Annotated in this window: 20 protein-coding genes; 11 read left to right on the top strand and 9 right to left on the bottom strand. The window is 72.0% G+C overall.

What is annotated here, in order from left to right:
• The first annotated feature begins 11 nt into the window (after positions 1-11).
• Positions 12-1,832 (top strand): PglL family O-oligosaccharyltransferase, encoded by a 1,821-nt coding sequence (locus DY262_RS16030; RefSeq protein WP_147326250.1) that lies wholly within the window; start codon positions 12-14, stop codon positions 1,830-1,832.
• A gap of 24 nt (positions 1,833-1,856) precedes the next feature.
• Here DY262_RS16030 and moaC read toward each other — a convergent pair whose 3' ends face one another.
• Positions 1,857-2,384, bottom strand: a complete 528-nt coding sequence (gene moaC / locus DY262_RS16025) for a cyclic pyranopterin monophosphate synthase MoaC (protein WP_281272929.1) — start codon at positions 2,382-2,384, stop codon at positions 1,857-1,859.
• Between the two features lie 85 nt (positions 2,385-2,469).
• On the opposite strand from moaC, the gene DY262_RS16020 reads away from it, so the two are divergent.
• Positions 2,470-4,071: a M48 family metalloprotease gene (locus tag DY262_RS16020; RefSeq protein ID WP_116960098.1), complete on the top strand. Its 1,602-nt coding sequence runs from the start codon at positions 2,470-2,472 to the stop codon at positions 4,069-4,071.
• Positions 4,072-4,099: 28 nt separating this feature from the next.
• Here DY262_RS16020 and DY262_RS16015 read toward each other — a convergent pair whose 3' ends face one another.
• Both DY262_RS16015 and DY262_RS16010 read right to left on the bottom strand, forming a co-directional pair.
• Positions 4,100-4,450, bottom strand: coding sequence for a phage holin family protein (locus tag DY262_RS16015; RefSeq protein ID WP_070399749.1), 351 nt, complete (start codon positions 4,448-4,450; stop codon positions 4,100-4,102).
• Positions 4,451-4,457: 7 nt separating this feature from the next.
• Complete coding sequence (locus DY262_RS16010) at positions 4,458-5,168, bottom strand: TerC family protein (protein WP_116960097.1); 711 nt, start codon at positions 5,166-5,168, stop codon at positions 4,458-4,460.
• 342 nt (positions 5,169-5,510) lie between these two features.
• Between DY262_RS16010 and DY262_RS16005 the strand changes: the two genes are divergently transcribed.
• Both DY262_RS16005 and DY262_RS16000 read left to right on the top strand, forming a co-directional pair.
• Positions 5,511-6,191 (top strand): TerC family protein, encoded by a 681-nt coding sequence (locus tag DY262_RS16005; RefSeq protein WP_116960096.1) that lies wholly within the window; start codon positions 5,511-5,513, stop codon positions 6,189-6,191.
• Positions 6,192-6,257: 66 nt separating this feature from the next.
• Complete coding sequence (locus DY262_RS16000; protein ID WP_116960148.1) at positions 6,258-6,671, top strand: DUF3717 domain-containing protein; 414 nt, start codon at positions 6,258-6,260, stop codon at positions 6,669-6,671.
• Positions 6,672-6,707: 36 nt separating this feature from the next.
• Here DY262_RS16000 and purB read toward each other — a convergent pair whose 3' ends face one another.
• Positions 6,708-8,123 carry an adenylosuccinate lyase gene (gene purB, locus DY262_RS15995; RefSeq protein WP_116960095.1) on the bottom strand — a complete coding sequence of 472 codons (1,416 nt, stop codon included), beginning with the start codon at positions 8,121-8,123 and terminating at the stop codon, positions 6,708-6,710.
• 111 nt (positions 8,124-8,234) lie between these two features.
• Between purB and DY262_RS15990 the strand changes: the two genes are divergently transcribed.
• The gene (locus DY262_RS15990) at positions 8,235-8,849 is read left to right on the top strand and encodes a glutathione S-transferase C-terminal domain-containing protein (protein ID WP_070399754.1); all 615 of its coding nucleotides are present in this window, start codon (positions 8,235-8,237) and stop codon (positions 8,847-8,849) included.
• Positions 8,850-8,862: 13 nt separating this feature from the next.
• Here the strand turns inward: DY262_RS15990 and DY262_RS15985 are convergent, their stop codons facing one another.
• The gene (locus DY262_RS15985; RefSeq protein WP_116960094.1) at positions 8,863-10,212 is read right to left on the bottom strand and encodes an NAD(P)/FAD-dependent oxidoreductase; all 1,350 of its coding nucleotides are present in this window, start codon (positions 10,210-10,212) and stop codon (positions 8,863-8,865) included.
• A 356-nt stretch (positions 10,213-10,568) separates the two neighbouring features.
• On the opposite strand from DY262_RS15985, the gene DY262_RS15980 reads away from it, so the two are divergent.
• Complete coding sequence (locus DY262_RS15980) at positions 10,569-11,408, top strand: ferritin family protein (RefSeq protein WP_116960147.1); 840 nt, start codon at positions 10,569-10,571, stop codon at positions 11,406-11,408.
• Between the two features lie 7 nt (positions 11,409-11,415).
• On the opposite strand, the gene DY262_RS15975 is transcribed toward DY262_RS15980, so the two are convergent.
• Both DY262_RS15975 and glnE read right to left on the bottom strand, forming a co-directional pair.
• The gene (locus DY262_RS15975) at positions 11,416-12,015 is read right to left on the bottom strand and encodes a rhomboid family intramembrane serine protease (protein WP_116960093.1); all 600 of its coding nucleotides are present in this window, start codon (positions 12,013-12,015) and stop codon (positions 11,416-11,418) included.
• A gap of 7 nt (positions 12,016-12,022) precedes the next feature.
• Positions 12,023-14,818: a bifunctional [glutamate--ammonia ligase]-adenylyl-L-tyrosine phosphorylase/[glutamate--ammonia-ligase] adenylyltransferase gene (glnE, locus tag DY262_RS15970; RefSeq protein ID WP_425459301.1), complete on the bottom strand. Its 2,796-nt coding sequence runs from the start codon at positions 14,816-14,818 to the stop codon at positions 12,023-12,025.
• A 14-nt stretch (positions 14,819-14,832) separates the two neighbouring features.
• On the opposite strand from glnE, the gene DY262_RS15965 reads away from it, so the two are divergent.
• From DY262_RS15965 to DY262_RS15950, 4 genes are all read left to right on the top strand, one after another.
• Positions 14,833-18,975 (top strand): YhdP family protein, encoded by a 4,143-nt coding sequence (locus DY262_RS15965; protein ID WP_147326249.1) that lies wholly within the window; start codon positions 14,833-14,835, stop codon positions 18,973-18,975.
• A 61-nt stretch (positions 18,976-19,036) separates the two neighbouring features.
• Positions 19,037-19,846, top strand: a complete 810-nt coding sequence (locus DY262_RS15960) for a carbon-nitrogen hydrolase family protein (RefSeq protein ID WP_116960090.1) — start codon at positions 19,037-19,039, stop codon at positions 19,844-19,846.
• A gap of 16 nt (positions 19,847-19,862) precedes the next feature.
• Positions 19,863-21,923 carry a two-component system sensor histidine kinase NtrB gene (locus tag DY262_RS15955; RefSeq protein WP_116960089.1) on the top strand — a complete coding sequence of 687 codons (2,061 nt, stop codon included), beginning with the start codon at positions 19,863-19,865 and terminating at the stop codon, positions 21,921-21,923.
• A 34-nt stretch (positions 21,924-21,957) separates the two neighbouring features.
• Positions 21,958-22,587 (top strand): response regulator transcription factor, encoded by a 630-nt coding sequence (locus tag DY262_RS15950; protein WP_116960088.1) that lies wholly within the window; start codon positions 21,958-21,960, stop codon positions 22,585-22,587.
• A 24-nt stretch (positions 22,588-22,611) separates the two neighbouring features.
• Here DY262_RS15950 and DY262_RS22225 read toward each other — a convergent pair whose 3' ends face one another.
• Positions 22,612-22,824, bottom strand: coding sequence for a hypothetical protein (locus DY262_RS22225; protein WP_416186981.1), 213 nt, complete (start codon positions 22,822-22,824; stop codon positions 22,612-22,614).
• Between DY262_RS22225 and mltA the strand changes: the two genes are divergently transcribed.
• Entirely contained in the window at positions 22,787-23,932 is a 1,146-nt protein-coding gene (mltA, locus tag DY262_RS15945) for a murein transglycosylase A (RefSeq protein ID WP_425459300.1), read from the top strand. The two genes, DY262_RS22225 and mltA, sit on opposite strands and share 38 nt — an antisense overlap.
• Here mltA and DY262_RS15940 read toward each other — a convergent pair.
• Complete coding sequence (locus tag DY262_RS15940; protein WP_116960087.1) at positions 23,929-24,453, bottom strand: J domain-containing protein; 525 nt, start codon at positions 24,451-24,453, stop codon at positions 23,929-23,931. The two genes, mltA and DY262_RS15940, sit on opposite strands and share 4 nt — an antisense overlap.
• Position 24,454 lies beyond the last annotated feature (1 nt).

Below are 24,454 nucleotides of genomic sequence, written 5' to 3'. Positions count from 1 at the left end.
GCGCATACGCTATGAATTCACCGCCACCCTACTCGACACACCACACGATCGAAAACGCCCTGGGTGCGGCGCTGCTGTCACTGGTGTGGCTGGTGCCCGATCACCCCCTGCCGTGGGTGGCGTTTCAGCACGAGTTGGCGATGGCGGTTGTGCTGGGGGTATGCGCCATCGTATTGGCGTGGCAAACACGTTGGCGCGTGCCGCTGTCGGTGTTTGGGGGCGTGCTGTTGCTCATGATGGCCGTGCCCTGGGCGCAGTGGCTGGGTGGCTTGATACCCAAAACGGGCACTGCGGCGGTCTCTTGTGCCTACGTCGGTGCCGTGGCGGTGGCGTTTTTTGTGGGGCACGCGGCCCGTGTGAACCAGCATCGCCGCTTGATCGACATTGTTTTTGCGGCGCTGGTGATGGCGGCCGCCCTGAATGTGCCTGTGCAATGGATCCAGTGGCTGCGATGGTTCTCCTGGAACCCCGATTCGTGGACCATGTTGCTGGTCACGCCCATTCATTCCAGTTCGCGTCCCGGCGGCATGATCCTACAGCCCAACCAACTCGCCACGCTCCAGGTGTGGGGGCTGATCGGATTGTCTTGGTTTCGCTACCACCGAATGCTCTCGGCCTCGCTGTTCGTGTTGCTCTTCGCATGGATCGGTGTCGGTATCGGCTTGACGGAATCCAGAACGGGCTTGTTGGAGATGGGGCTCGTGGCGGGATTGCTGTTCTTTTCGCTCAAGGACAAGCCAGGCCGGGACATCTTTGCCACCTGGGTCGTTGCCACGGGGCTCATCATCGTCGGGCTCTGGTTCATGCCCGAGCTGACCTTTTCGATCGGGGTGCAGCCGAGCGGACCGTCGCGATTGACAGCGATCGAGGGCTCGCGCATCGACGCTTGGCGCGCCTTTGGCGCGGGCATTCTGGAGCGGCCCTGGTTTGGCTATGGCCTGACCGACGGGGCGGAGGCCTACCTCGCCGCAGCGCACACCCGACCGGACTTCTACATCGGACAACGGTTTGTGCATGCGCACAACGCCATCATCGATGTCGTGATCTGGTTCGGTGTGCCGCTGGGCATATCTCTTCTGGTGGCCTTGGGCGCCTGGGCCGCCAAGCGCCTGATCGAGCTGCCCCGGCGGCCGGAGAGCGTGTTTCCGCTGGCGGTGCTCGGAGCGCTTGGCCTGCACGCCATGCTGGAGTTGCCCCACCAGTTTCTGTTCTTCATGGCGCCCGCCGGGCTGTTTGCCGGTTGGCTGATGCCACCCCCGGCGTCTGGCGCGCGCGTGTATTCACTGCCCAGATCGGCCTGGGCCGTTGCCGGCGTCACGACGCTGGCCGTCGCAGCCGGGATCTCGGCAGACTATTTTCCCTACCGTGAACGCTACACCGAGTGGCGCTACGAAAACAGCCGCGTGGGCAAGCGGCCCGATACCCCGGTGAATCCACCGCGCATCCTCAACCAGATTTACGACGAACTCGTGCTGTACCGTCTGCCTTTGCGCCAAGGCATGAGTGCGGGAGAACTGGCCTGGGTGTCGGACACGGCCCACAGCGTGAATACGCCACCCGCGCTCTACGCGGCGGCGAAGGCCTACGCCCTGGCCGGCGATTCAGAAACGGCGCGCATGTGGATGCAGCGCTACAACGCCATCACGGGTACGGAAGGTGTTCGTGTGATCCATTGGATATGGCGCCGCGATCAAGCGGCTTACCCCGCGCTGGCGGCGGTGGCGTGGCCCGATTTCGGTGGGCACGACAGCCTGTCCAGATCTGCGCCCGAGGCACAACCGAACATCGGCCCCATGCCCTTGCCTGCGAGCTCCCCAGCCTCGGCAGAGTGACTCAGCCGGGTCTGTCTGTCCGCATCATGTCGCATCATGTGCCCTGGGGGCCAGGAAGTCACCACTCTTCCCCCCCCGCTTCTCCCTCAATCTAACGCCCCCCATCACCATCCCCCGATCCACCGCCTTGCACATGTCGTAGATCGTGAGCAAGGCCACCGAGGCGGCGGTGAGGGCCTCCATCTCCACCCCCGTCTGCCCCGTGCATTCGGCGGTGGCGGTGCACAGCACGCTGTGGCTGGCCGGGTCCACCGCGAACTCCACCGCCACCCGCGTCAGCGCGATCGGGTGGCACAGGGGGATGAGGTCGCTGGTCTTCTTGGCGGCCATGATGCCGGCCAGGCGAGCCACCCCCAGCACATCGCCCTTCTTCGCCGTGCCCGATTCGATCAGGGCCAGCGTCGCGGGCTGCATGGTGATCCGCCCTTCGGCGACCGCCACGCGGTGGGTGCTCGCTTTCGCGCCGACGTCGACCATGTGGGCCTGGCCCTGGGCGTCGAAATGGGTCAGCGGGCTGTCGGTGGGGGCGGATGGGGCGGGGGGCTGGGGCACGTTCGTGACGCTTGGTAACGCCGCTTCATGGCGGCTTTGCGCGGGGGCGCGGTGAACCGGAGGGGGTTGGCGGCATCATACGGCCATGTTTTCGACCCCTGCGGCCCCCCGGCGGCCTCCGCGACTGGCCCTGTCCCTCCTCGCGCTGGCCCTGGCCTGGCCCATGACGGGCGTCCAGGCGCAGACCGGCGGCACCGCGCGCGCGCCGGCCCAGAACCCCAGCCCGAGCGCCAATCTCGCCCTGCCCAGCCTGGGGGACGGCGAAGGCCTCACCGTGTCCGCCGAGCGCCGATTGGGCGACCGCATCGCGCGCAGCATCTACCGGGACCCGGATTACCTCGACGACCCCATGCTGGTCGACTACCTGCAGCTGCTGTGGCAGCCTCTGCTGGCCGCCGCCAAGCAGCGCGGCGAGGTGGCGCCCGAGCTGGCCGAGCGCCTGGCCTGGGAGCTGATGATCTCGCGCGACCGCAGCGTCAACGCCTTTGCATTGCCCGGCGGCTACCTGGGCGTCAATCTGGGTCTGCTCGCGGTGACGGAACGGCCGGAGGAATTGGCCTCTGTGCTGGCGCATGAACTCAGCCACGTCTCGCAGCGCCACATCGCGCGGATGATGTCCAACGAGCAGCGCATGGCGCCCTGGATGATCGCCGCCATGGTCCTGGGCGCGCTGGCGGCCGGCTCCAACCCGCAGGCCGCGGGCGCCGCCGTCGCCGGCGGCACGGCCGTGGCCGCGCAGCAGTCGCTCAAGTTCTCCCGCGACATGGAGCGCGAGGCCGACCGGGTGGGCTTCGGCGTGCTCACCGGCGCGGGCTTCGATGGCCAGGGCTTCGTGAGCATGTTCGACAAGCTGCAGCAGGCCTCGCGCCTGAACGACGACGGCGCCTTTCCGTACCTGCGCAGCCACCCGCTCACGGGCGAGCGCATCGCCGACATGCAGTCGCGCCTGCCCTCGGCCGCCGCCGGCGTCGGGCCGCGCGCGGACGCGCCGGTGCGCCCCATGGGGCTGCCGTCGGCCGCGATGCACGCACTGGCCTCGGCGCGCGCGCGCGTGCTGGCCGAGCGCAACAGCGCGCGCTGGTCGGCCTGGGTGCAGACCGCGCTCGCGCCCACGGCGCGGCCCGGCGAGCTGTATGCGGGCGCGCTGTCCGCGCAGCGGCTGGGGCAGCGCGAGCGCGCTCTGGAACTGGCCCAGCGCTTGCGCGCGGCCGTGGCCGGCGACGCGCGCGGCATGGCCGATGCCCTGATGTTGGAGCTGCTGTTGTCGCCGGGCATGCCTGCCAACCCGGCGCTGCTGGCCGAGCTGCGCGACGGCGCGCTGGCGTCCGGTTCGCGCGGGCCCTTGCTGCTGGGCGCGCAGGCGGCCATCGCCAGCGGTGAGGCCGGGCGCGCCGCGTCGCGCCTGCAGGCTTGGGTGGTGGACCACCCGCGCGATGCGCAGGCCTGGCAGATCCTTGCGCGCGCGCAGCAGGCCCTGGGCCACACCCTGCGGGCGGTGCGCGCCGAGGCCGAGGCGCGGGCCGCGCAGTTCGACTGGGACGGCGCGCTGGAGCGCCTGAGGGCCGCTCAGGCCCTGCCGCCCGCACTGCGCAACGCGGATCCCATCGAGCTGGCCATCGTGGACAGCCGCCGCCGCGACGTGGAAGAGCGTCTGCGCGAAGCGATGCGCGAGGAAGACAAGCGCTGAGCGCGCTGCGCTCAGGCGGCGGCGCGGCTCAACCCAGGCGCAGGCTGCGCAGGGCGGCGTCCACGACCAGCATGATCACCGAGTAGATGAGCGAGCCCAGCAGGGCCGCCCAGAAGCCGGCCACATAGAAGCCGTCGAGCACGCTGGCCGCCGCCCAGAACAGCAGGGCGTTGATGACGAACAGGAACAACCCGAAGGTCACCAGCGTCACCGGCAGCGTCAGGATGACCAGCACCGGGCGCAGCAGCAGGTAGAACAGACCGATCACCGCGGCAGCGATGAGCGCCGACGGGAAGCTGCGCACCTCCACGCCGTCGTACAGCCAGGCCACCAGCAGCAGCGCGCAGGCCGCCAGCATCCAGCGCAGGATCAGCCTCATGTTCGCCTCAGGCCTTGTCGGCGGCCGCGGCGCGCTGCGCGACGCGGCGGTTGTGCAGGTAGCCCAGCGTGAGCACCACCGCGATGGTGAGCGCCACGAAGCCCCAGTAGGCCGCCTGGTGCATGGGCTCGCCGCCCTTGAACCAGGGCGCCAGCATCTTCTCGTTCACCACCATCTTGCCCGCGGTGAAGGCCAGCACGCCCGCGCCGATGTACATGATGGCCGGGTACTTCTCGACCAGCTTGAGGATCAGCGTGCTGCCGAACACCACGATGGGGATGCTGATGAGCAGGCCGATGACCACCAGGTCGAAGGCGCCCTGGGCCGCGCCGGCCACGCCCAGCACGTTGTCGATGCCCATCACCGCGTCCGCGATGATGATGGTCTTCATGGCGCCCCAGAAGGTGGTGGCGGCCGGGCCGTGCTCGTCGCCATCGCCCTCGTCCTCGGCGATCAGCTTGTAGGCGATCCACATCAGCGCGATGCCGCCGATGGCCATCAGGCCCGGAATGCGCAGCAGCCACACCACCACCAGCGTCATGGCCGAGCGCACGACGATGGCTCCGACCGTGCCCCAGACGATGGCCTTTCTCTGGTGCTGCTTGGGCAGGTTGCGCGCGGCCAGGGCGATGACGATCGCGTTGTCGCCGGCGAGCACGAGGTCGATGAGGATGATGGCCAGCAGGGCGGACCACCAGGCAGCGGACATGAATTCCATGGTGAAAAGGGGCTCCAGAGGGGACGATGTCTGAAGGTCTTGCCCGGCGCCACGTGTCCGTGGGCCCAACGCGCCGGGTGCCGCGCAGCGGACACCGTACTGACGACGCGTTGACCGGCGCGGCAAGGCGCCAGAAGGAGCCGCCGCCGCGCCCGGGAGCTACTCCCCTTCCGCGAAACCCCGGATTGTATGCGGCGGCACCGCAGGTCCGCCAGCCGTCCCCTCGGTGCAGGTGCGTACGCGGTAACCCTCACGGGCGGCGGCGGTGAGCATGCCTACACTGTCGGGGTGGCGCCCCGGGCGCCGTCTTTTTGGCCGCTGCCGGCCGTCGAAAGCCACACCATGGAATTGCTGTCGAGCCCCCAGTTCTGGCTGGGCCTGGGCCAGATCATCTGGATCAACATCATTCTCTCGGGCGACAACGCGGTGGTGATCGCGCTGGCGGCGCGCGGGCTCGGGCCGCGCCAGCAGAAGCAGGCCATTTTCTGGGGCACTGCCGCCGCCGTGGTGCTGCGTGTGGTGCTGACCGTCGTGGCGGTCAAGCTCATGCAACTGCCCTGGCTGCAGGTGGTGGGTGGCCTGCTGCTGCTGTGGATCGGCGTGCAGCTGCTCAACGGCGGCGACGACGAACAATCCGAGGGCAAGTCCGATGGCGGCCTGCTCGCCGCCATCCGCACCATCCTGGTGGCCGACCTGGTGATGAGCCTGGACAACGTGATCGGCGTCGCCGCCGCGGCCAATGGCAACGTGCCGCTGCTGATCGCCGGCCTGGCCATCGCCATTCCCATCGTGATCTTCGGCAGCACGCTGATGCTCAAGATCATGGGGCGCTTCCCCGTCATCGTGACCCTGGGCGCGGCGCTGATCGGCTGGGTGGGCGCCGAGACCCTGGTCTCCGACAAGGTGATCGAGCCCTGGGTGCCGCACAACTCCCTGGGCTTCTACGCCGCGGCCGCCCTGGGCGCGCTGCTGGTGGTGGCCACGGGCAAGTACCTGCAGTACCGCAACAACAAGGCGGCCTGATCGCCCCGGCGGCGCGTGGGGGCGCCGCCCGGCGCGCGGCGGGGGCGCCGTATGATCGCGCTCCCCATGGCCGGCATCCACATCACCGACATCGAGGCGGCCATCAACTGGTGGCGCGAACGCTCACCCTCGCCCGACAACGTCTCGCTGCCCGCGCCCACGCGCGCGCTGGCCGAGGTCTACGCCCTGATGGTCTTCTTCCGCGAAACCGAGGCCGACGAGCACACCCTGCCGCCCCCGGCGCGCGAGGCCTGGCTGGCCTGGTACGCCACCACGCCGGACACACCCTGCATCGCCATCTGCTCCACCAGCCAGGGCGACGAGGTCTGCAAGGGCTGCGGCCGCCTGTTCGAGGAAGTGCAGCGCTGGACGGAGATGAGTCCCGGCCAGAAGCGCGCCACCTGGCGGCGCATCACCATCGAGGGCGACGCCTGGCGCTTCAACCGCTACCGCGAGCGGGCGCTGGACGCGACCACCTGAGGCCGGCCCGCCCGGCGGCGGGTGCCGGCGAGGCGTTCAGGACCGGCGGGCCAGTTCGGCTGCCTTGCCGGTGTAGCTGGCCGGCGTCATGGCCAGCAGCCGTTCCTTCTCGGCCTCGGGAATCTCCAGGCTGCGGATCAGCGCGTGCAGGGCCTCGGCGGTGACGGTTTTGCCGCGCGTCACTTCCTTGAGCTTTTCGTAGGCGCCGGGCACGCCGAATCGGCGCATCACCGTCTGGATGGGCTCGGCCAGCACCTCCCAGGAGGCGTCGAGGTCGGCGGCCAGCGCCTCCTCGTTCAGCTCGAGCTTGTTCAGGCCCACGCCCAGCGCGTGGTAGGCCAGCACGGCATAGCCCAGGGCCACGCCCATGTTGCGCAGCACGGTGGAGTCGGTCAGGTCGCGCTGCCAGCGGCTGATGGGCAGCTTTTCGCTCAGGTGGCGCAGCAGCGCATTGGCCAGGCCCAGGTTGCCCTCGGCGTTCTCGAAGTCGATCGGGTTGACCTTGTGCGGCATGGTCGAGGAACCGATCTCGCCGGCCTTGAGCTTCTGCTTGAAGTAGCCCACGCTGACGTAGCCCCAGATGTCGCGCGCGAGGTCGACCAGGATGGTGTTGGCGCGCGCCACCGCGTCGAACAGCTCGGCCATGTAGTCGTGCGGCTCGATCTGGATGCTGTAGGGCTGGAAGGTGAGGCCCAGGCCGAGCGGCTCGGGCGTCTCCACCACCTTGCGGCTGAAGGCCTCCCAGTCGAAATCGGGCCAGGCCGAGAGGTGGGCGTTGTAGTTGCCCACCGCGCCGTTCATCTTGCCCAGCAACTTGACCGAGGCGATGCGCTCGCGCGCGCCCGCCAGGCGCACCACCACGTTGGCGAGTTCCTTGCCCACGGTGGTGGGGCTGGCGGTCTGGCCATGGGTGCGGCTGAGCATGGGCACGGCGGCGAAGGCATGCGCCATCTCGCGCAGCTTGTCGATCACCGCGTCCAGCGCGGGCAGCAGCACCAGCTCGCGCGCCCCCTTGAGCTGCAGCGCGTGGCTGGTGTTGTTGATGTCCTCGCTGGTGCAGGCGAAGTGCACGAACTCGGCCGCGCGCTCCAGTTCGGGCCGGGCCTCGAACTTCGACTTGATCCAGTACTCGACGGCTTTGACGTCGTGGTTGGTGGTCTTTTCGATGGCCTTGATGGCCTCGCCATCGGCCTCGCCGAAGTTCTTCACCAGGCCCAGCAAGTAAGTGCGCGCACCCGGCGACAGCGGCTTGAACTCGGCAAAGCCGGCGTCGGACAGGGCGATGAACCAGGCGATCTCGACCTGCACGCGCCGGTGCATGTAGCCCAGCTCGCTCATGAAGGGGCGCAGCGGCGCGAGGCGTCCCGCGTAGCGGCCGTCCAGCGGCGACAGCGCGGTGATGGGAGAGAGTTCGGTGCCCGTGGGCGCGGCGGAGGCAGGTGTCTGGCGCATCCCGGAATTGTAGGAGTGCGCCCGCCGCGGGCCGCCCGGGCGCCGGGCGTGTCAGGCGAAAGGCCCAGGGTGCTGGCTAAAATCGCCGACCGTTCCCGAACCCCACAGACCATGAAACTCATCGGAGCCATCACCAGCCCCTACGTGCGCAAAGTGCGCATCGTCATGGCTGAGAAGAAACTGGACTACCAGTTCGTGCTGGAAGACGTGTGGTCGGACGCCACCACCATCGGCGCGTCCAACCCCCTCCACAAGGTGCCCTGTCTGGTCATGGAAGGTGGCGAGGCGGTGTTCGATTCGCGCGTGATCGTCGAATACCTCGACGGCCTGTCGCCGGTGGGCAAGCTCATTCCGCCCTCGGGCCGCGAGCGCGCCGAGGTCAAGACCTGGGAGGCACTGGCCGACGGCGTGCTCGACGCGGCCGTGCTCGCGCGGCTGGAGTCCACCTGGCCGCACCGCACGGCCGAGCAGCGCAGCCCGGCCTGGATCGAGCGCCAGATGGTGAAGATTCACGCCGCGCTCAAGTCCATGAGCCAGGGCCTGGGCGACAAGCCGTTCTGCTCGGGCATCCATTTCAGCCTGTCCGACGTGGCCGTGGGCTGCGCCCTGGGCTACCTCGATTTCCGTTTCCCGGCCATCGACTGGCGCGGCGACTTTCCCAACCTGGCCAAGCTGAACGACAAGCTCGTGCAGCGCCAGAGCTTCATCGACTCCCAGCCCGTCTGAGCGGCGGCGGCCCTCAGGCCAGAACGCCCGGCAGCGCCTGGCGCAGCGCGCCGCGTTCGCTCAGGCGCGGCACCAGCGCGAAGCGGTCGATCAGCGCGCGCGCCGCGTGCAGGCCCGCTTTCAGGCCGTCCTCAAGCAGGCCGTTGCCGCACCAGGCGCCCGCGTACCAGGTGTGCCCCTGGCCTTGCAGGGCCGGCAGCCGGGCCTGGGCGCGCAGCGCCGCCAGGTCGAACACCGGCCGTTCGAGCGCCCATTGGCCCAGCACGCGTTCGCTGGCGATCGGCGCGCCGGGGTTGCGAGAGAGCAGCACCGGCTGCTCCACCGGCAGCGGCTGCACGCGGTTGAGCCAGACGTGCAGGCTGGCCGGTGCGGGGCCTGCGGCGGGCGCGACGTTCCACGCCGCCCATTCGCCGCGCGCGGCGGGCAGCACGCCGTGGTCGGTGTGCAGCACCACGGGCTCGGGCTCGAAACGGAAGGCGCCCAGCACGGCGCGCTCCTCCTCGCTGGCCACGGCGCCCAGCAAGCGCAGCGCCTGATCGGCGTGGCAGGCCAGCACCACGGCGTCGAAACGCTCGACCTGGGTGTCGGTGACCAGGCGCAGGCCCTGTCCGTCGCGCGCGAGCTGACGCACCGGCGTGGACGGGCGCACGTCGGCCAGTTCGGCCAGCAAGGCTTGCACAACCCGGCGCGTGCCGCCCGCCACGCCGCGCCAGGGCGCGGCCCCGCCCAGCGTGGGCAGGCCGTGGTGGTGCCAGAGCCGCAGCGCGGCGGCGGCGGGCGCCCGCAGCAGCGCGTGCGCGGGGCGGCCGCTGAAACCGCTGCACAGCGGCAGCAGGTAGGCGTCGCGGAACTCGGCCGAGAAATGCCGCGCGCGCAGGAAGTCGTCCAGCGGGGTCAGCAGGGCCTCGTCGGGGCCGTCCAAGGCGTGGGCCAGGGCCGCGCACAGGCGCTGCCAGCGTGGGAGGTCGGCCAGCAGGCGCCAAAAGCGCGGGCTCATGAGCTGGCGGCGCGGCGAGAGCGCGCGGCCGAGGTCGGGGCCCCCCCAGGTCAGCGGGCCGCCCCGCACGAAGAAGGAGGCGTCCGCCTCGGTCGGTGCCAGGTCCTGCCGGGCCATCAGCGCCAGCAGGTTGGGGCTGGTGCGTTCGTTGAACACCAGCACGCCGGTGTCCACGGTGAAGGCCACGGGCGCGCCGCCGGCCCCGGGCAGCGCGACGTCCAGGGTGTGGGCGTCGCCGCCGAAGCGCCCGGCGGCTTCGAACAGGCTGACTTCGGCGAGTCCTTGCAGCGTGTGGGCGGCGGCCAGCCCGGCCATGCCGCCGCCGACGACGGCCACACGGATCTGAGGCCTGCGGTGGAGGTTCATGGCGCGCGGGCTCCAGTCAGGCGAGGGGCCCGGGCCAGCATCGCCGGCCGCGGCCGGCGATGGGGTGGACAAGAAGCTGCGAAGCGCCCCGGCGCGAACGAGGGAGGGAGGGAGGAGGAGGAGAAGCGCCCCGGGATTGCATCCGGCCCCGGTGGGGCTGGAAGGCTTCGCAGCGGAAAACGGTGGTCGGTGGATGTCTCCCTCCCCGACACGGCGGGTTGGAGCGGGCGGCGGCGGGGGAAGTTCCGCGGGGAATAGGAAACCGTTTCTGTGCGAGGCATAGGGCAATCCGGGTGCCCGTTATACCCCCCGCCTACAATGTCGCGCGTTTTTTGCCAAGACCCAGAGAGATGACCATGCTGTATCCCGAACTGTTCAAACAACTGGAATCCGTCCGCTGGGACATGGACAAGGACATCCCCTGGGCGCAGTTCGATGCCAGCCGGCTCAGCGACGAGCAGGCCCAGACGATCAAGATGAACGCCATCACCGAGTGGGCGGCGCTGCCGGCCACCGAGATGTTCCTGCGCGACAACCGCGACGACTCCGACTTCTCGGCCTTCATGTCGATCTGGTTCTTCGAGGAACAGAAACACTCGCTGGTGCTGATGGAGTACCTGCGCCGCTTCCGCCCCGATCTGGTGCCCACCGAGCAAGAGCTGCACGACATCCGCTTCGAGTTCGACCCCGCGCCCGCGCTGGAGACGCTCATGCTGCACTTCTGCGGCGAGATCCGCCTGAACCACTGGTACCGCCGCGCGGCCGAGTGGCACAGCGAGCCGGTCATCAAACACATCTACACCACGCTGAGCCAGGACGAGGCGCGCCACGGCGGCGCCTACCTGCGCTACATGAAGCGCGCCATCGGCAAGTTCGGCAACGAGGCCCGGGCCGCCTTCGCCAAGGTGGGCGTGCTGATGGCCAGCGCGCGGCGCACCGCGCAGGCCCTGCACCCCACCAACCTGCACGTGAACAAGGCGCTGTTCCCGAACGACACCATCCAGAGCCGCCTGCCCAACCCCGAGTGGCTGGAGCACTGGCTGGACCAGCAGATCAACTTCGACGCCGTCTGGGAAAGCAAGGTGGTCGATCGCATCCTGCACAACCTGAGCCTGCTCATGGACGGCAGCTTCAAGACCGTGCAGGAGCTCAACCGCTTCCGCAAATCGCTGGGCACCGCGCCGGCCGCGGCCTGAGCGCGGTTCAGCCGCCGGTGCGGCGCGCGCGCCAGCGGCCCCAGCCCACGCCCAGCGCGCCGAGCAGCGCGCCCCAGGCGGCGCCGCCCAGGTGGGCGGCGCGCACCACCGACATCTGACCACCCGGGTCCCACACCACCGGAGCGGACCAGCCCCGCTCCAGCCAGAGCTTGAACAGCAGGCCGCTGGCCAGCAGCAGGCCCCAGGGGCGCAAGGCCTTCGGACCGTCCAGCAGCAGGCACACGGCCAGCACCGCCACGCCGGCGTGCAGCACGCCCGACAGCCCCACCGCGTAGCCGATCAAGGGCCACAGCAGCAGGCTCAGCTGCAGCAGCGGCCAGCTCAGCGCCCAGGCCAGCGTCGCCGCGCGCGAGGGCCGCAGCCGCCAGCCGATGGCGGCCAGCACGCCCAGTGCGAGCAGGTTGCCCACCAGGTGGGGCGCGTTCAGGTGCACCCAGGCACTGGTCCACGGTGTCCAGGGCCGCTGCGCCCAGTCGGCCGAGCGCCACACCAGCGCCTGCGCCAGCGCCGCCGGCGAGGCCCACAGCACCAGGCTGGCCACGCCGTGCAGGGTGCACAGCGCGAGCCAGCTGCGCGAGCCCTTCATGGGCGGTTCAGGCGGCAGGGCCCAGCACCTGCCGCCACAGCGCGCGCACGGCTTCGGCCTCGGCCGCCAGCTCGGCCGGGTCGACCTGGGTGGAGGTTTCGTCCAGCCGCGCGCGGTGTTGCACCTGGCGCAGCCGGCGGTAGGCCAGCGCGGCGGCCTGGCCCATGCCGGCGGGCAGCAGGCCCGCCGCCTCGGCGCGCTGCAGCAGGTTGATGTTGCCGGTGTTGGCGCGCAGCTCGGGGTGTGCGTTCGAGTGCAGCAGCACCAGGTACTGCACCACGAACTCCACGTCGACCATGCCGCCGGCGCTGTGCTTGACGTCGAAGCGGCCCGCGCGCACCGCGTGCGCGGCGCGCAGCTTGTCGCGCATGGCCACGATCTCGGTCCGCAGCGCGGCCTCGTCGCGCGGCGCGGTGATGACGGCCTCTCGCACGGCGTCGAAACGGTCCGCCAGGCCGGCGCTGCCGAGCACGAAGCGCGCGCGCGTCATGGCCTGGTGCTCCCAGGTCCAGGCGGTGTTGCTGCCGCGCCGGGTCTGGTAGTTCTCGTAGGCCTCGAAGCGGGTGACCAGCAGGCCCGAGTTGCCGTTGGGCCGCAGCGCGGTGTCGATCTCGAACAGGTCGCCCTCGCCGGTCTTCACCTGCAGCCAGTTGATCATCTTGCGCACGAAGGCGGCGTAGATCTCGGCCGCGTTCTCGTGCTCGTCCTCATAGACGAAGACGATGTCGAGGTCGCTGCCGTAGCCCAGCTCCTTGCCGCCCAACTTGCCGTAGCCAATGATGGCGAAAGCGGGCACCTCGCGGTGGCGGGTCTTCAGACGCGCCCAGCACCAGCGCGCCGTCAGGCGCAGCACGGCGTCGGCCAGGGCCGAGAGGTCGTCGGCCACCTGCTCCACGGTCAGCACCCCTTCCACGTCGCGCGCCAGGGTGCGGAAAGTTTCGGCGTGGTGGGCGCGGCGCAGCAGGTTGAGCAGGGTTTCTTCGTCGTCCTCGCCGGTCACGCGCAGCGAGGCCAGGCGCGCCTCGCACTCGGCCTCGAAGGCCTCGGCGTCGAAGCGCTCGGCCAGCAACTGCCGGCTCGCCAGCTCGTCGATCACCCCGGGGTGCTGGATGAGGTAGCGCGCCGGCCACTTGGCCGCGCCCAGCAGGCGCAGCAGGCGCTCGTGCACCGAGGGCCGCTCCTGCAGCAGGGCGAGGTAGCTCTCACGGCGCAGCAGCGACTCGATCCAATCGATCATGCGCAGCGCGGCGGTTTCGCCCACGCGGCCTTCCTCGATCCAGGAGCCGGTGCGCTGCACCAGGCGCACCAGTCGTGCGCGCGTGTCCTCGCGCAGGGCCAGCACGCGCGGGTGTTCGGCCCAGCGCTGCACGCGCTCGGCCAGCGCGGGGGGCAGCTGCGGCAAGGTGGCCGACAGGTCGTCGTCGGCGGGGCGCGGGGCGCCGCCGTTGCAGCCCTTGCCCTTGCAGGTGCCCTGGCCGCTGCCGCCGAGCAGGGTGTCGAATTCCTCGGCCACCAGCTCGCGGTGCGCGTCCAGCGCGTGCAGGAAGGCGCAGGTGTTGGCGAAACCCAGGGTTGCGGCGATCCAGGCCAGGTCGTCGTCGCGCTCGGGCAGCACATGGGTCTGCTGGTCGTCCAGGTACTGGATGCGGTGCTCCACCTGGCGCAGGAAGACATAGGCCTCGGCCAGCGCCTGCGCCTTCTCGGGCGGCATCAGGCCGGCCTTGGCCACGCGCTGCAGCGCGCCCAGCGTGGGGCGCGTGCGCAGCTCGGGGAACTGGCCGCCGCGCACCACCTGCAGCAGCTGCACGGTGAACTCGATCTCGCGGATGCCACCGCGCGAGAGCTTGACGTCGTTGGCGCGGCCGGGGTTGCCGGCGGCGCGGCGCGCCGCGTGCTCGCGGATCTGGCGGTGCAGCACGCGCAGCGACTCGAACACGCCGTAGTCGAGGTAGCGGCGGAACACGAAGGGCAGCACGGTGCCGCGCAGCGCGGCCATGCCGGCGGCATCGGTCAGGGCCGTGGCCGGCGCGATCACGCGGCTCTTGAGCCAGGCGAAGCGCTCCCATTCGCGACCTTGCACCAGGAAGTACTCCTCCAGCGCGCCCAGTGAAACGGCGCTGGGGCCGGAGTTGCCGTTCGGCCGCAGCGCCAGATCGACGCGGAACACGTTGCCGTGCTCGGTGGTCTCGCCCACGGTGCTGTACAGGTGCTTGACCGCCTTGGCGAAGTACTCGTGATGGCTGATGCGGTTGCGCCCGTCGGCGTTGCCCGCGGTCTCGCCGTCCTGGTCGTAGACGTAGATCAGATCGATGTCGCTGGACACGTTGAGCTCGCGCGCGCCGAGCTTGCCCATGCCGATGACCCAGAGCTGGGCGCGCGCGCCGCTGGCGCACAGCGGCGCGCCGTGCAGGGCGTCGAGTTCCTGGAAAGCCAGGGCGCAGGCCTGGTCGAGCGCGAACTCGGCCAGCCAGGTGACCGGGCCGGTGACCGCCTCCAGCGAGGCGCCGGCCTCGCAGTCCATCACCACCAGGCGCTCCAGCACCAGCTGGCGCAGCACGCGCAGGGCCGCGGGCAGGGCCAGGCCGCGGGCCATGAGGGCGTCCAGGCAGGCGCGCATGGCGGCCTTGTCGGGTGCGCCGGGCGGCAGGCAGGCCAGCTCGGCGGCGTAGCGGCGGCGCACGCGCTGGACGAATCGGGAGTGGTCGGCCTGGCGGGTGGCCGGGGTCTGGGCGTCGACGGTGTTCACAATCGTTGACAAGCGGTGTTCAACGCAGCTGGAACCTGCCCAGAGGCGCGCCCTCATAATTTGCGGTGGACATGAACCGATCTCTTGACGCCAGCGCTTCGCGCGCCAAAGGCGATGCCCCGGCCGGCCGGGGGCTGCGGCTGTGGGCGCGCGCGATGCGCGTGCTGTTGTGGCTGCTGGCGGGCCTGTGGGGGGTGTTCATCCTGTCCTGGCTCGTTTTGCAGGCGTGGATTGTGCCAAGGATCGAAACCTGGCGCCCCGACCTGGAACGCTGGGCCACACAGGCGGTCGGGATACCCGTGAGCATCGGCGCCATCCGCGCCGTCGAGGCCCCGAAGCTGGCCGGGGTGCTGCCGCCGCTGGTGCCCTCCTTCGAACTGCTCGACGTGCGCCTGCACGACGCCAGCGGCCGCAGCGCCCTGGAGCTGCCACTGGTGCGCGGGGCGGTGTCGGTGCGCTCGCTCTGGAACGGCGGCTTCGAGCAGTTGCTCATCACCCAGCCCAGCCTGGACGTGCGCCGGCGCGCCGATGGCCGCCTCGAGATCGCGGGCATCGACGTCTCGGGCCAGGGCGGCGGCGACCACGCCGCCGCCGACTGGTTCTTCGCGCAGGCCGAATTCGTGGTGCGGGGCGGCACCGTGCGCTGGATCGACGAGCAACGCCAGCAGCCACCGGTGCTGCTGCGCGACCTCGACTTCGTGGCGCGCAACGGCACGCGCACCCACGAGCTGCGCCTGGACGCCACGCCCGAGCCCGAATGGGGCGAACGCTTCAGCCTGCGCGCGCGCCTGCGCGAGCCCCTGCTGCGTCTGCCGCTGGAGCGGCCGGCCGGCCAGGCGCCCTGGGACGACTGGAGCGGCGAGCTCTACGCGGAGTTCGCGCGCGCCGACATCTCGCGCCTGCGCGCCCACGCCGACCTGAGCGACTGGGGCGTGACCGTGCGCAGCGGCGAGGGCGCGCTGCGCGCCTGGGCGCGCGTGCAGCAGGGCCAGGTGCAGGGCCTGACGCTGGACCTGGCGCTCGACGGCCTGGACCTGCAGCTCGCGCCCGATCTGCCCGGCCTGGCGCTGTCGCAGGCGCGCGGCCGCCTGGAGGCGCAGTGGTCCGAGCGCGGCATGGCCCTGGGCTTCGACGACCTGGCCTTCATCACGCGCGAGGGCCTGGTCTGGAGCGGCGCCCGCGTGCGCCTGGAGCACACGCTGGCGCGCGAACGCCAGGGCGCGCGCACCGCCGTGCAGGCGCAGGCCGTGGACCTGCAGACCGTGGCGGCCATCGCCGAGCGGCTGCCGCTGCCGGCGGACGCGCGCGGCTGGCTCGCGCGCCTGCAGCCGCGCGGGCGGGTCGACACCCTGGACCTGGTCTGGCAGGCGCGCGGCAGCGGCCCCATGGCCGAGCACGTGGTGGCCCGCGCCAAGGGCCGCGTGAGCGCGCTCGCCCTGGCCGGCGAGCCCAGTGGCCGCCGCTCGCGCAATGGCCGCTTTCCCCTGCCGGGGCGGCCCGGCGTGGAGGGCGCCGACATCGACTTCGACCTCGACCAGAACGGCGGCCAGGCCACGGTGGCCGTGCGCCAGGGGGCCTTCCTGCTGCCCGACGTGTTCGAGGACCCGCGGGTCGCGCTCGACCGCTTCGACGGCCGCGTGCGCTGGCAGGTCAAGGGGGACAGCCTCAACGTCGAGCTCGACCAGGCCTCGCTGGCCAATGCGCACGCCGAAGGCACGGTGCGCGCGCGCTGGCACACCGGCGACCCGGCGGCCCAGCCCGCGCAGCCTCGCCTGCCCGGCGTGCTCGACCTGAGCGCCCAGCTCACGCGCGCCGATGGCACCGCCGTGCACCGCTACCTGCCGCTGTCCGTGCCCGAGGACGCGCGCCGCTATGTGCGCGAGGCGGCGCTGGCCGGTGGCGCGCGCCAGGTGAGCTTCCGCATCCAGGGCCTGGTGGACGACATCCCCTTCGACGAGGCCCGGCACAGCCCAGGCAGCTTCCGCATCGAGGCGGCGCTGGAGGGCGTGGACTTCGATTACCTGCCGGCCGCCCTGCAGCCACAGGGCGAGGCGCGCTGGCCCGGCGTGCGCCAGGCCAGCGCGCGCTTCGTGCTGGACCGCGGCAACATCCACATCAGCGAGATCCGCGGCCGCCTGGACGGCGCGCCGGGCGTCGCGCTGGACCAGGGTGGCGTGGACATCGAGGACATGGCGCACGACACGCGGGTGCGCGTGCGCGCCCATGGCCAGGGCCCGGCCGCCGAGCTGCTGGGCTTCGCGCAGCGCTCTCCGGTGAACGCGCTCACCGAGGGGGCGCTGGCCACGGCCAGTGCCAGCGGGCCGGGCGAGGCGACGGTGCAGATCGAGCTGCCGCTCAGGCACCTGAAAGACAGCACGGTCAGCGGCAGTGTCAAGCTCGACGGCACCGATCTGCGCCTGGCGCCCGGCGCGCCGCTGCTGGCCCGCACGCGCGGCACGCTCAGTTTCACGCACCAGGGGTTCGCCTTCAGCGGCGCGCGCAGCCAGGTGCTGGGCGGCGAACTCAGCTTCGACGGCAGCCTGCGCCCCGACGCCCAGGGCCGCGCCGTGGCGCAGTTCCGCGGCAGCGGCAGCGCCAGCGCGGCCGGCTTGCGCGAGGGCGGGCTGGGCCCGCTGTCGGCCCTGGCCGCGCACGCCAGCGGCAGCGCGCGCTACACCGCCACGCTGGCCTTTCGCGGCGGCGCGCCCGAACTGCGCCTCGACAGCAACCTGCAGGGCCTGGCGCTGAACCTGCCGGCGCCGCTGGCCAAACCCGCCGAGGCGGTCTGGCCGCTGCGCGTGGAGACCAGCGTGCTGGCCCAGCACAACGACCAGGCCAGCAGCGACCGCCTCAGCCTGCAACTCGGCCCGGCGGCGCAGCCGCTGGTGGACCTGCTCGCCGAGCGCGAGCTGCGCGGCGACGGCGCGCGCCTGTTGCGCGGCACCCTGGCCGTGGGCCTGCCGGCTGGCGAGCGCATGGCCCTGCCGCCGCAGGGCCTGCACGCCCAGGTGCGCGTGGGCGAACTCGACCTGGACGCCTGGCAGGCCCTGCTGCGCGGCAGCGGCGCCGACGCCCTGGCCAGCGCGGGCGAGGCCGTGCCGCAGGCCGTCTCGTTGCGCGCCGACGCGGTGCTCACCGGCGGGCGGCGCTTTCACCGCGTGGTGGTCGGCGCCTCGCGCGAGGGCGCGGTCTGGCGCGCCAACGTCGACGCGAACGAGCTCAACGGCTACGTGGAATTCCGACCCGCGGGCCCGGCCGGCGCCGGCAGCCTCTATGCGCGCCTGGCGCGCCTCACGCTCTCGCCCGCCGCGCCGAGCGAGGCCGATGCCCTGCTGCAGCAGCCCAGCAGCGTGCCCGCGCTGGACGTGGCGGTGGACGACCTGCAGTGGGGCGGGCGCTCGCTCGGCCGCGTGGAGATCGAGGCCGTCAACCGCGGCGGGCCCACGCGCGTGGGCGAATGGCGGCTCAACGCGCTGCGCGCCACGCTGCCCGAAGCGCGCCTGAGCGCTTCCGGCAACTGGGCGCCGCTGGGCGGCGGCGAAGGCGGCGCGCGCCGCACCGCGCTGCAGTTCCGCCTGGACGTGGACGACAGCGGCGCGCTGCTGCGCCGCTTCGGCAAGGAGGGCCTGGTGCGCGGCGGCAAGGGCCGGCTGGAGGGGCGCGTCGGCTGGATCGGCACGCCCTTCGACCTCGACCTCGGCACGCTGGCGGGCACGCTGCGCCTGGACGTGGAGCGCGGCCAGTTCCTCAAGGCCGACCCGGGCGCGGGCCGCCTGCTCGGCGTGCTCAGCCTGCAGGCCCTGCCGCGCCGCCTGGTGCTGGACTTCCGCGACGTCTTCTCCGAGGGCTTCGCCTTCGACTTCGTGCGCGGCGACGCGCGCATCGACCAGGGCGTCATCCACACCAACAACCTGCAGATGAAGGGCGTGAACGCGGCGGTGCTGATGGAAGGCTCGGCCGACCTCGCGCGCGAGACGCAGGACCTGAAGGTGGTGGTGGTGCCCGAGCTCAACGCCGGCACGGCCTCGCTCATCGCCACCGCCATCAACCCGGCGGTGGGCCTGGGCAGCTTCCTCGCGCAGTTCCTGCTGCGCCAGCCGCTGCAGAGCGCGGCCACGCAGGAATTCCGCGTGAGCGGCGGCTGGGCCGACCCGCAGGTGGAGAAGCTGGCCCGCCCGACCCCAGCGCCCACGCCCGGCCCCACGCTGCAGTAAGCTCGCCGGCTTCCCCCCACCAGGGCGCTGGCACGCCCCTTTCCGCCGGAGGATTGACCGCATGAAAGTCGCCGCCATCCAGATGGTGTCGGGCATCAGCCTGGACGCCAACCTCAGCGAAGCCCTTCGCCTGCTGCGCCAGGCCGCCGCCTGCGGGGCCGAGCTCGCGGTGCTGCCCGAGTACTTCTGCTTCATGGGCGCCAAGGACGAGGACAAGCTGCTCATCGCCGAGAACGAGGGCCTGGGCCGCGTGCAGGACTTCCTGGCCGACGCCGCGCGCGACCTCGGGATGTGCATCGTCGGCGGCACCCTGCCCATGGCCACCAGCGACCCCTCGCACGCCGCCAACGCCTCGCTCAGCTTCGACGCCAAGGGGCACCGCCTGAGCCGCTACGACAAGATCCACCTGTTCCGCTACGACAACGGGCGCGAGCGCTACGACGAGGCGGCGGTGCTGCAGGCCGGCGACACGCCCACCCACTTCGAGCTGCGCGCGCGCGACGGCGAGAACTGGCGCATCGGCCAGAGCGTGTGTTACGACCTGCGCTTCGCCGAGCTGTACCGCCTGCTGGCGGCCGAGGTGCTGCTGGTGCCGGCCGCCTTCACCTACACCACCGGCTCGGCCCACTGGGAGGTGCTGCTGCGCGCCCGCGCGATCGAGAACCAGGCCTTCGTGATCGCCAGCGCGCAAGGCGGCGTGCACGAGAACGGCCGCCGCACCTGGGGCCACAGCATGGTGATCGACCCCTGGGGCCAGGTGATGGCCCTGCACGCCGAGGGCCCGGGGCTGGCGCTGGCCGACATCGACATGGCCCGCATCCGCCAGGTGCGCGAGCAGCTGCCCTGCCTGGAACACCGCGTGCTCTGCTGAGCGCCGAGCCGCGCCCGTGAGCCGCGCCCTGAAGTCGCCCCGCTGGCCGCTGTGGGGCGCCTTGCTCCTGCTGGTGGCCGCGCTGCTCGCGGTGCTGGTGTTCCTGGCGGCGGAGTACGAGGTGGGGCGCGACCAGGCCGCGCTCGACCAGGACGCCACCACCGTGGTCGGGGAGATCCGCAGCGCGCTGCTGCGCAACGTGCAGACCCTGCAGTCGCTCAACGCCTTCTCGCCCACGCCCACGGGCTGGGACGCGCCCGCCGCTGAGCTGCTGGCGCAGCGGCGCGAGCTCGTGCGGCTGGAGTGGCGCGACCCGGCCATGCAGGTGCTGGCGCAGCGCCTGTCGCCCTACCGGCCCGACGTGTTCGACCTGCTGCCGCGCAGCCAGGCCCTGCCTGAGGTGCGCCAGGCCTGCGACGCGGCCCTGCGCCTGTCGGGGCCCGCCTATTCCGCCAGCTACTTCTGGCCCAAGCGCGACGGCCGTGGCCTGGAGGTGATGGAGCTGTGCCTGCCCCTGAGCGAGGCCGGCGAGTCGCGCGGCTTTCTCATCGCCACCTATTCGCTGCCCGCCATGCTGGCCGAGCTGACCGACGCGGCCACGCTGCGCGGGCGCGGCCTGAGCTTCGTGGAGAGCGACGGCGCGCGGCTGGCCGTGCACAGCGTGGTGCCGTTGCAGCGGCGCACCCTCAGCGCGCACGCCCTGCTCGACCTGCCCGGCCACACCCTGCTGCTGCAGCTGGAGAGTCCGCGCCGCGCGCTCGGCCTGTTCCCCAACGTGCTCACCGGCGTGGTGGGCGCGCTGTCGCTGGCGCTGCTGGCCGTGCTGGCCCTGCTGGCGCGCGACATGCGCCGGCGCCAGCGCGCCGAGCAGCGCGCGGCCGACGCCCTGGCCTTTCGCAAGGCCATGGAGGACTCGCTGGTCACCGGCCTGCGCGCGCGCGACATGAGCGGGCGCATCACCTACGTGAACCCGGCCTTCTGCCAGATGGTGGGCCTGAGCGCCGAGCAACTCGTGGGCAGCGGCCTGCCCGCGCCCTGGTGGCCGCCCGAGCTGGTGGACGAGTACCAGCAGCGCCAGGCCGTGCGCCTGGCCGGGCAGACCCTGCCGCGCGAAGGCTACGAATCGGTGTTCCGCCGCAGCGACGGCACGCGCTTTCCGGTCCTCATCATCGAGGCCCCGCTGATCGACGCGCAGGGCGTGCAGACCGGCTACATGAGCGCCATCATCGACCTCACCGAGCAGCGCCGCATCGAGGAGCTCAACCGCGCCTCGCAGGACAAGCTGCAGGCCACGGCGCGCCTGGCCACGGTGGGCGAGATGGCCTCGCTCATCAGCCACGAACTCAACCAGCCGCTGGCCGCCATCGCCAGCTACGCCAGCGGCACGCTCAACCTGCTGCAGCAGGGGCCGCAACGGGGCGAGGACCCGGTGGGCGACGACATCGAGCGCGCCATCCGGCGCATCGCCGAGCAGGCCGAGCGCGCGGGCCGCGTGATCCGCGGCGTGGCCGACTTCGTGCGCCGCCGCGACCAGGTGCGCGAGGCGGTGGAGCCGCATCTGCTGATCGAGGGCATCTCCACGCTGCTGACGCTGCAGGCCAAGAAACGCGGCATCCGGCTGCAGGTGGAGATCGCGCCCGGCACGCCGCGCGTGTGGTGCGACCGCACCATGGTCGAACAGGTGCTGCTCAACCTCGCGCGCAACGGCATGCAGGCCATGCCGCTGGGCGACCCGGGCACGGCCAGCGGCCTGCGCGTGCTGCGCATCGCCATCGCGCCGGTGATGGGCGAAGCCCACGAGCCGGGCGCGGGGCGCTGCGCGCGCTGGGTGCGCGTGGACGTGATCGACCACGGCCAGGGCCTGCCGCCCGAGGTGGCCCAGCGCCTGTTCACGCCCTTCTTCACCACCAAGGCCGAGGGCATGGGCCTGGGCCTGAGCCTGTGCCGCACCGTGGTGGAGCAGCACGGCGGCGCCCTGCACTTCGAGCCGGCCTTGCCGCGCGGCACGCGCTTTTCCTTCACGCTGCCCGTGGCCGAGGCGCACGCGGCGCAGCCGCTGGAGGCCCACGCCGCCTGAAGGGCCGGGCGGGCCGCGCTCCTATCATCCGCCCATGACCGAATTCCCCGACGCGAAGATCTACCTGGTGGACGACGACGCCGGCGTGCGCGAGGCGCTGGCCTGGCTGCTGCGCACGCGCCGCCTGATCAGCGACGGCTTCGACAGCGCCGAGGACTTCCTGGCCGGCGCCGCCATTGCGCGCCAGGCGCCCGACGTGCCCTGCTGCGTGCTGCTGGACGTGCGCATGCCCGGCATGAGCGGCCTGGCCCTGTTCGAGAAGCTGCGCCTGCTGCCCTGGCAGGCGGCCATGCCCATCATCTTCCTGTCGGGCCACGCCGACGTCGCCACCGCGGTGGCGGCGGTCAAGCGGGGCGCCTTCGATTTCTGCGAAAAGCCGTTTTCCGACAACGCCCTGGTCGACCGGGTCGAGCAGGCGCTGCGCCAGTCGGCCGCGCAGCTGGCCGAGCGCGCCGTGCGGCACGAACTGCAGCAGCGCCTGGACAGCCTGACCGAGCGCGAGCGCGACGTCATGAACCTCGTGGTGGCCGGCCTGCCGAACAAGCTGGTGGCCGATCAGCTGCAGATCAGCGTGCGGACGGTGGAGGTGCACCGCTCGCGCGTGTTCGACAAGATGGGCGTGAAGTCGGCGGTGGAACTGGCCAACCGCCTGCGCGATGCATGAGCAGGCGCCCGAACGCGGGAACGATCAGCGCCCGGGCGGGTCCTGTTCCCGGGCGGCCGGCTTGTCGCGCTCGCCGTCCTCGGGCAGTTCGCCCTTGCGGCGACCGGAGAACATGGTCCACCACACGATGAACACCAACAGGAGCAGCGCGCCCAGCGCTTCGAGCAACAACAAGGTCATGGCGGACGGAATCGAAGGAATGAACAGGCTGGCGCGGTGGGCCGTGGCGGCGGGCATTGTAGGCAGCCTCGCGGCCTGCGCCGTGGGCCCACGGGTGGTGCCCGAACCGCAGCCGGAAGTTCCCGCGCCGGAAGCGGCGATGGGCCCGGCGGCCAAGCAGCACAGCAAGAGCCGCTGGGTGCCGGTGGCCTGGAGCGCCCTGCCCGGCTGGGGCCAGGACGGCCTGCACGAGGCCTGGAACGCCCTGCTTCAGGGCTGCGAACGGCCCGCGCCGGGCTTCGAGGCGGTGTGCGCCGAGGCGCGGCCGCTGGCCTTCGCCGACGCCGCGCGCCAGCAGGCCTGGATGCAGGAGCGCCTGCAGCCCTACCGCGTGCTCGAGGCCGACGGCCGCGAGCCGGACGGCCTGCTCACGGGCTACTACGAGCCCATCATGGACGCCACGCGCGAGCCCACGGCGACCCACCGCGTGCCGCTGTATGGCGTGCCCGCCGGTCTGCCCGCCACCGCCAGCGGCCAGCGCTGGTACACGCGCCAGCAGATCGACACCCTGCCCGAGGCGCAGGCGGCGCTGCGCGGGCGCGCCATCGCCTGGCTGGCCGACCCGATCGACGCGCTGATCCTGCAGATCCAGGGCACGGGCCGCGTCAACCTGACCGAGCCCGACGGCCGGGTGCGCCAGGTGCGCCTGGCCTTCGCGGCGCACAACGGCCACACCTACCAGAGCGTGGGGCGCTGGCTGCTCGACCAGGGGGCGATCCGCGAGGCCTCGTGGGAATCCATCAAGGCCTGGGCGCGGCAGAACCCCGAGCGGCTCAACGAGATGCTGTGGAGCAACCCGCGCACGGTGTTCTTCAAGGAAGATCCGCTGAGCCCGCTGGACGCGCGCTTCGGCCCGCGCGGCGCCCAGGGCGTGCCGCTGACGCCGGGGCGTTCGATCGCGGTGGACCCGCAGAGCATTCCCTACGGCACGCCGGTGTGGCTGGCCACGCAGGGCCCGGCCTTGGTGGCCAACCGCCTGGTGCTGGCGCAGGACACGGGCGGCGCCATCCTGGGCGCGGTGCGCGCGGACCTGTTCACCGGCTGGGGTGGCTGGAACGACGAGGCCTACCGGCAGGCGGCCACGCTCAAGCAGCCGCTGCGCCTGTGGGTGCTGTGGCCGCGCTAGCGTCCCCCCAGCACCTCCAGCAGGAAGGCGCTGGTGCGCACCGCCGCCCCCCGGCTGGCCGGCAGGCGCAGCGTGGCGGCAAAGTGGGCCCGCTGCTGCGGCGATGAGAGCAGGTCCTTGGCCCGGTTGACCCGCGTCGCGGCGTCGGCGGGCCAGTGGCCGCCCGCGGCGATGAAGTCCGGGTGCGTCAGGCGGATCATCAGGCGGTAGTGCTCGCGCAGCTGCGCCGGCTCGAAGTCCGGGGTCAGGCCGAGCAGGGTGAAGGGGTCGGCGCCCGGGCGCAGCATCACCGTGCGCACGAAGTAGCGCGCCGCGCGGCGCAGCTCGGCCTCGTTCCAGGGTGTCGCGGGCAGGCCCTCGACCGCCCGCCCGCTGGCCAGCAGCATCACGCGGCCGATCCCGTCGAACAGGGGCCGCGGCTCGCGCAGCCGCACCGGGTAGCGCCCGGGCGAGCGCTCGAAATCGAGCAGGGTGGACAGCAGGCGGTTCCAGTCGGGCGCGGGACGGCCGGGCGCGGTCACT

Origin of the sequence: Hydrogenophaga borbori (genome assembly GCF_003417535.1) — a bacterium.
Lineage (GTDB): Bacteria > Pseudomonadota > Gammaproteobacteria > Burkholderiales > Burkholderiaceae_C > Hydrogenophaga > Hydrogenophaga borbori.
Note: the sequence above shows the minus strand (reverse complement) of the source record. Positions and strands in the feature narration are given on the sequence as shown.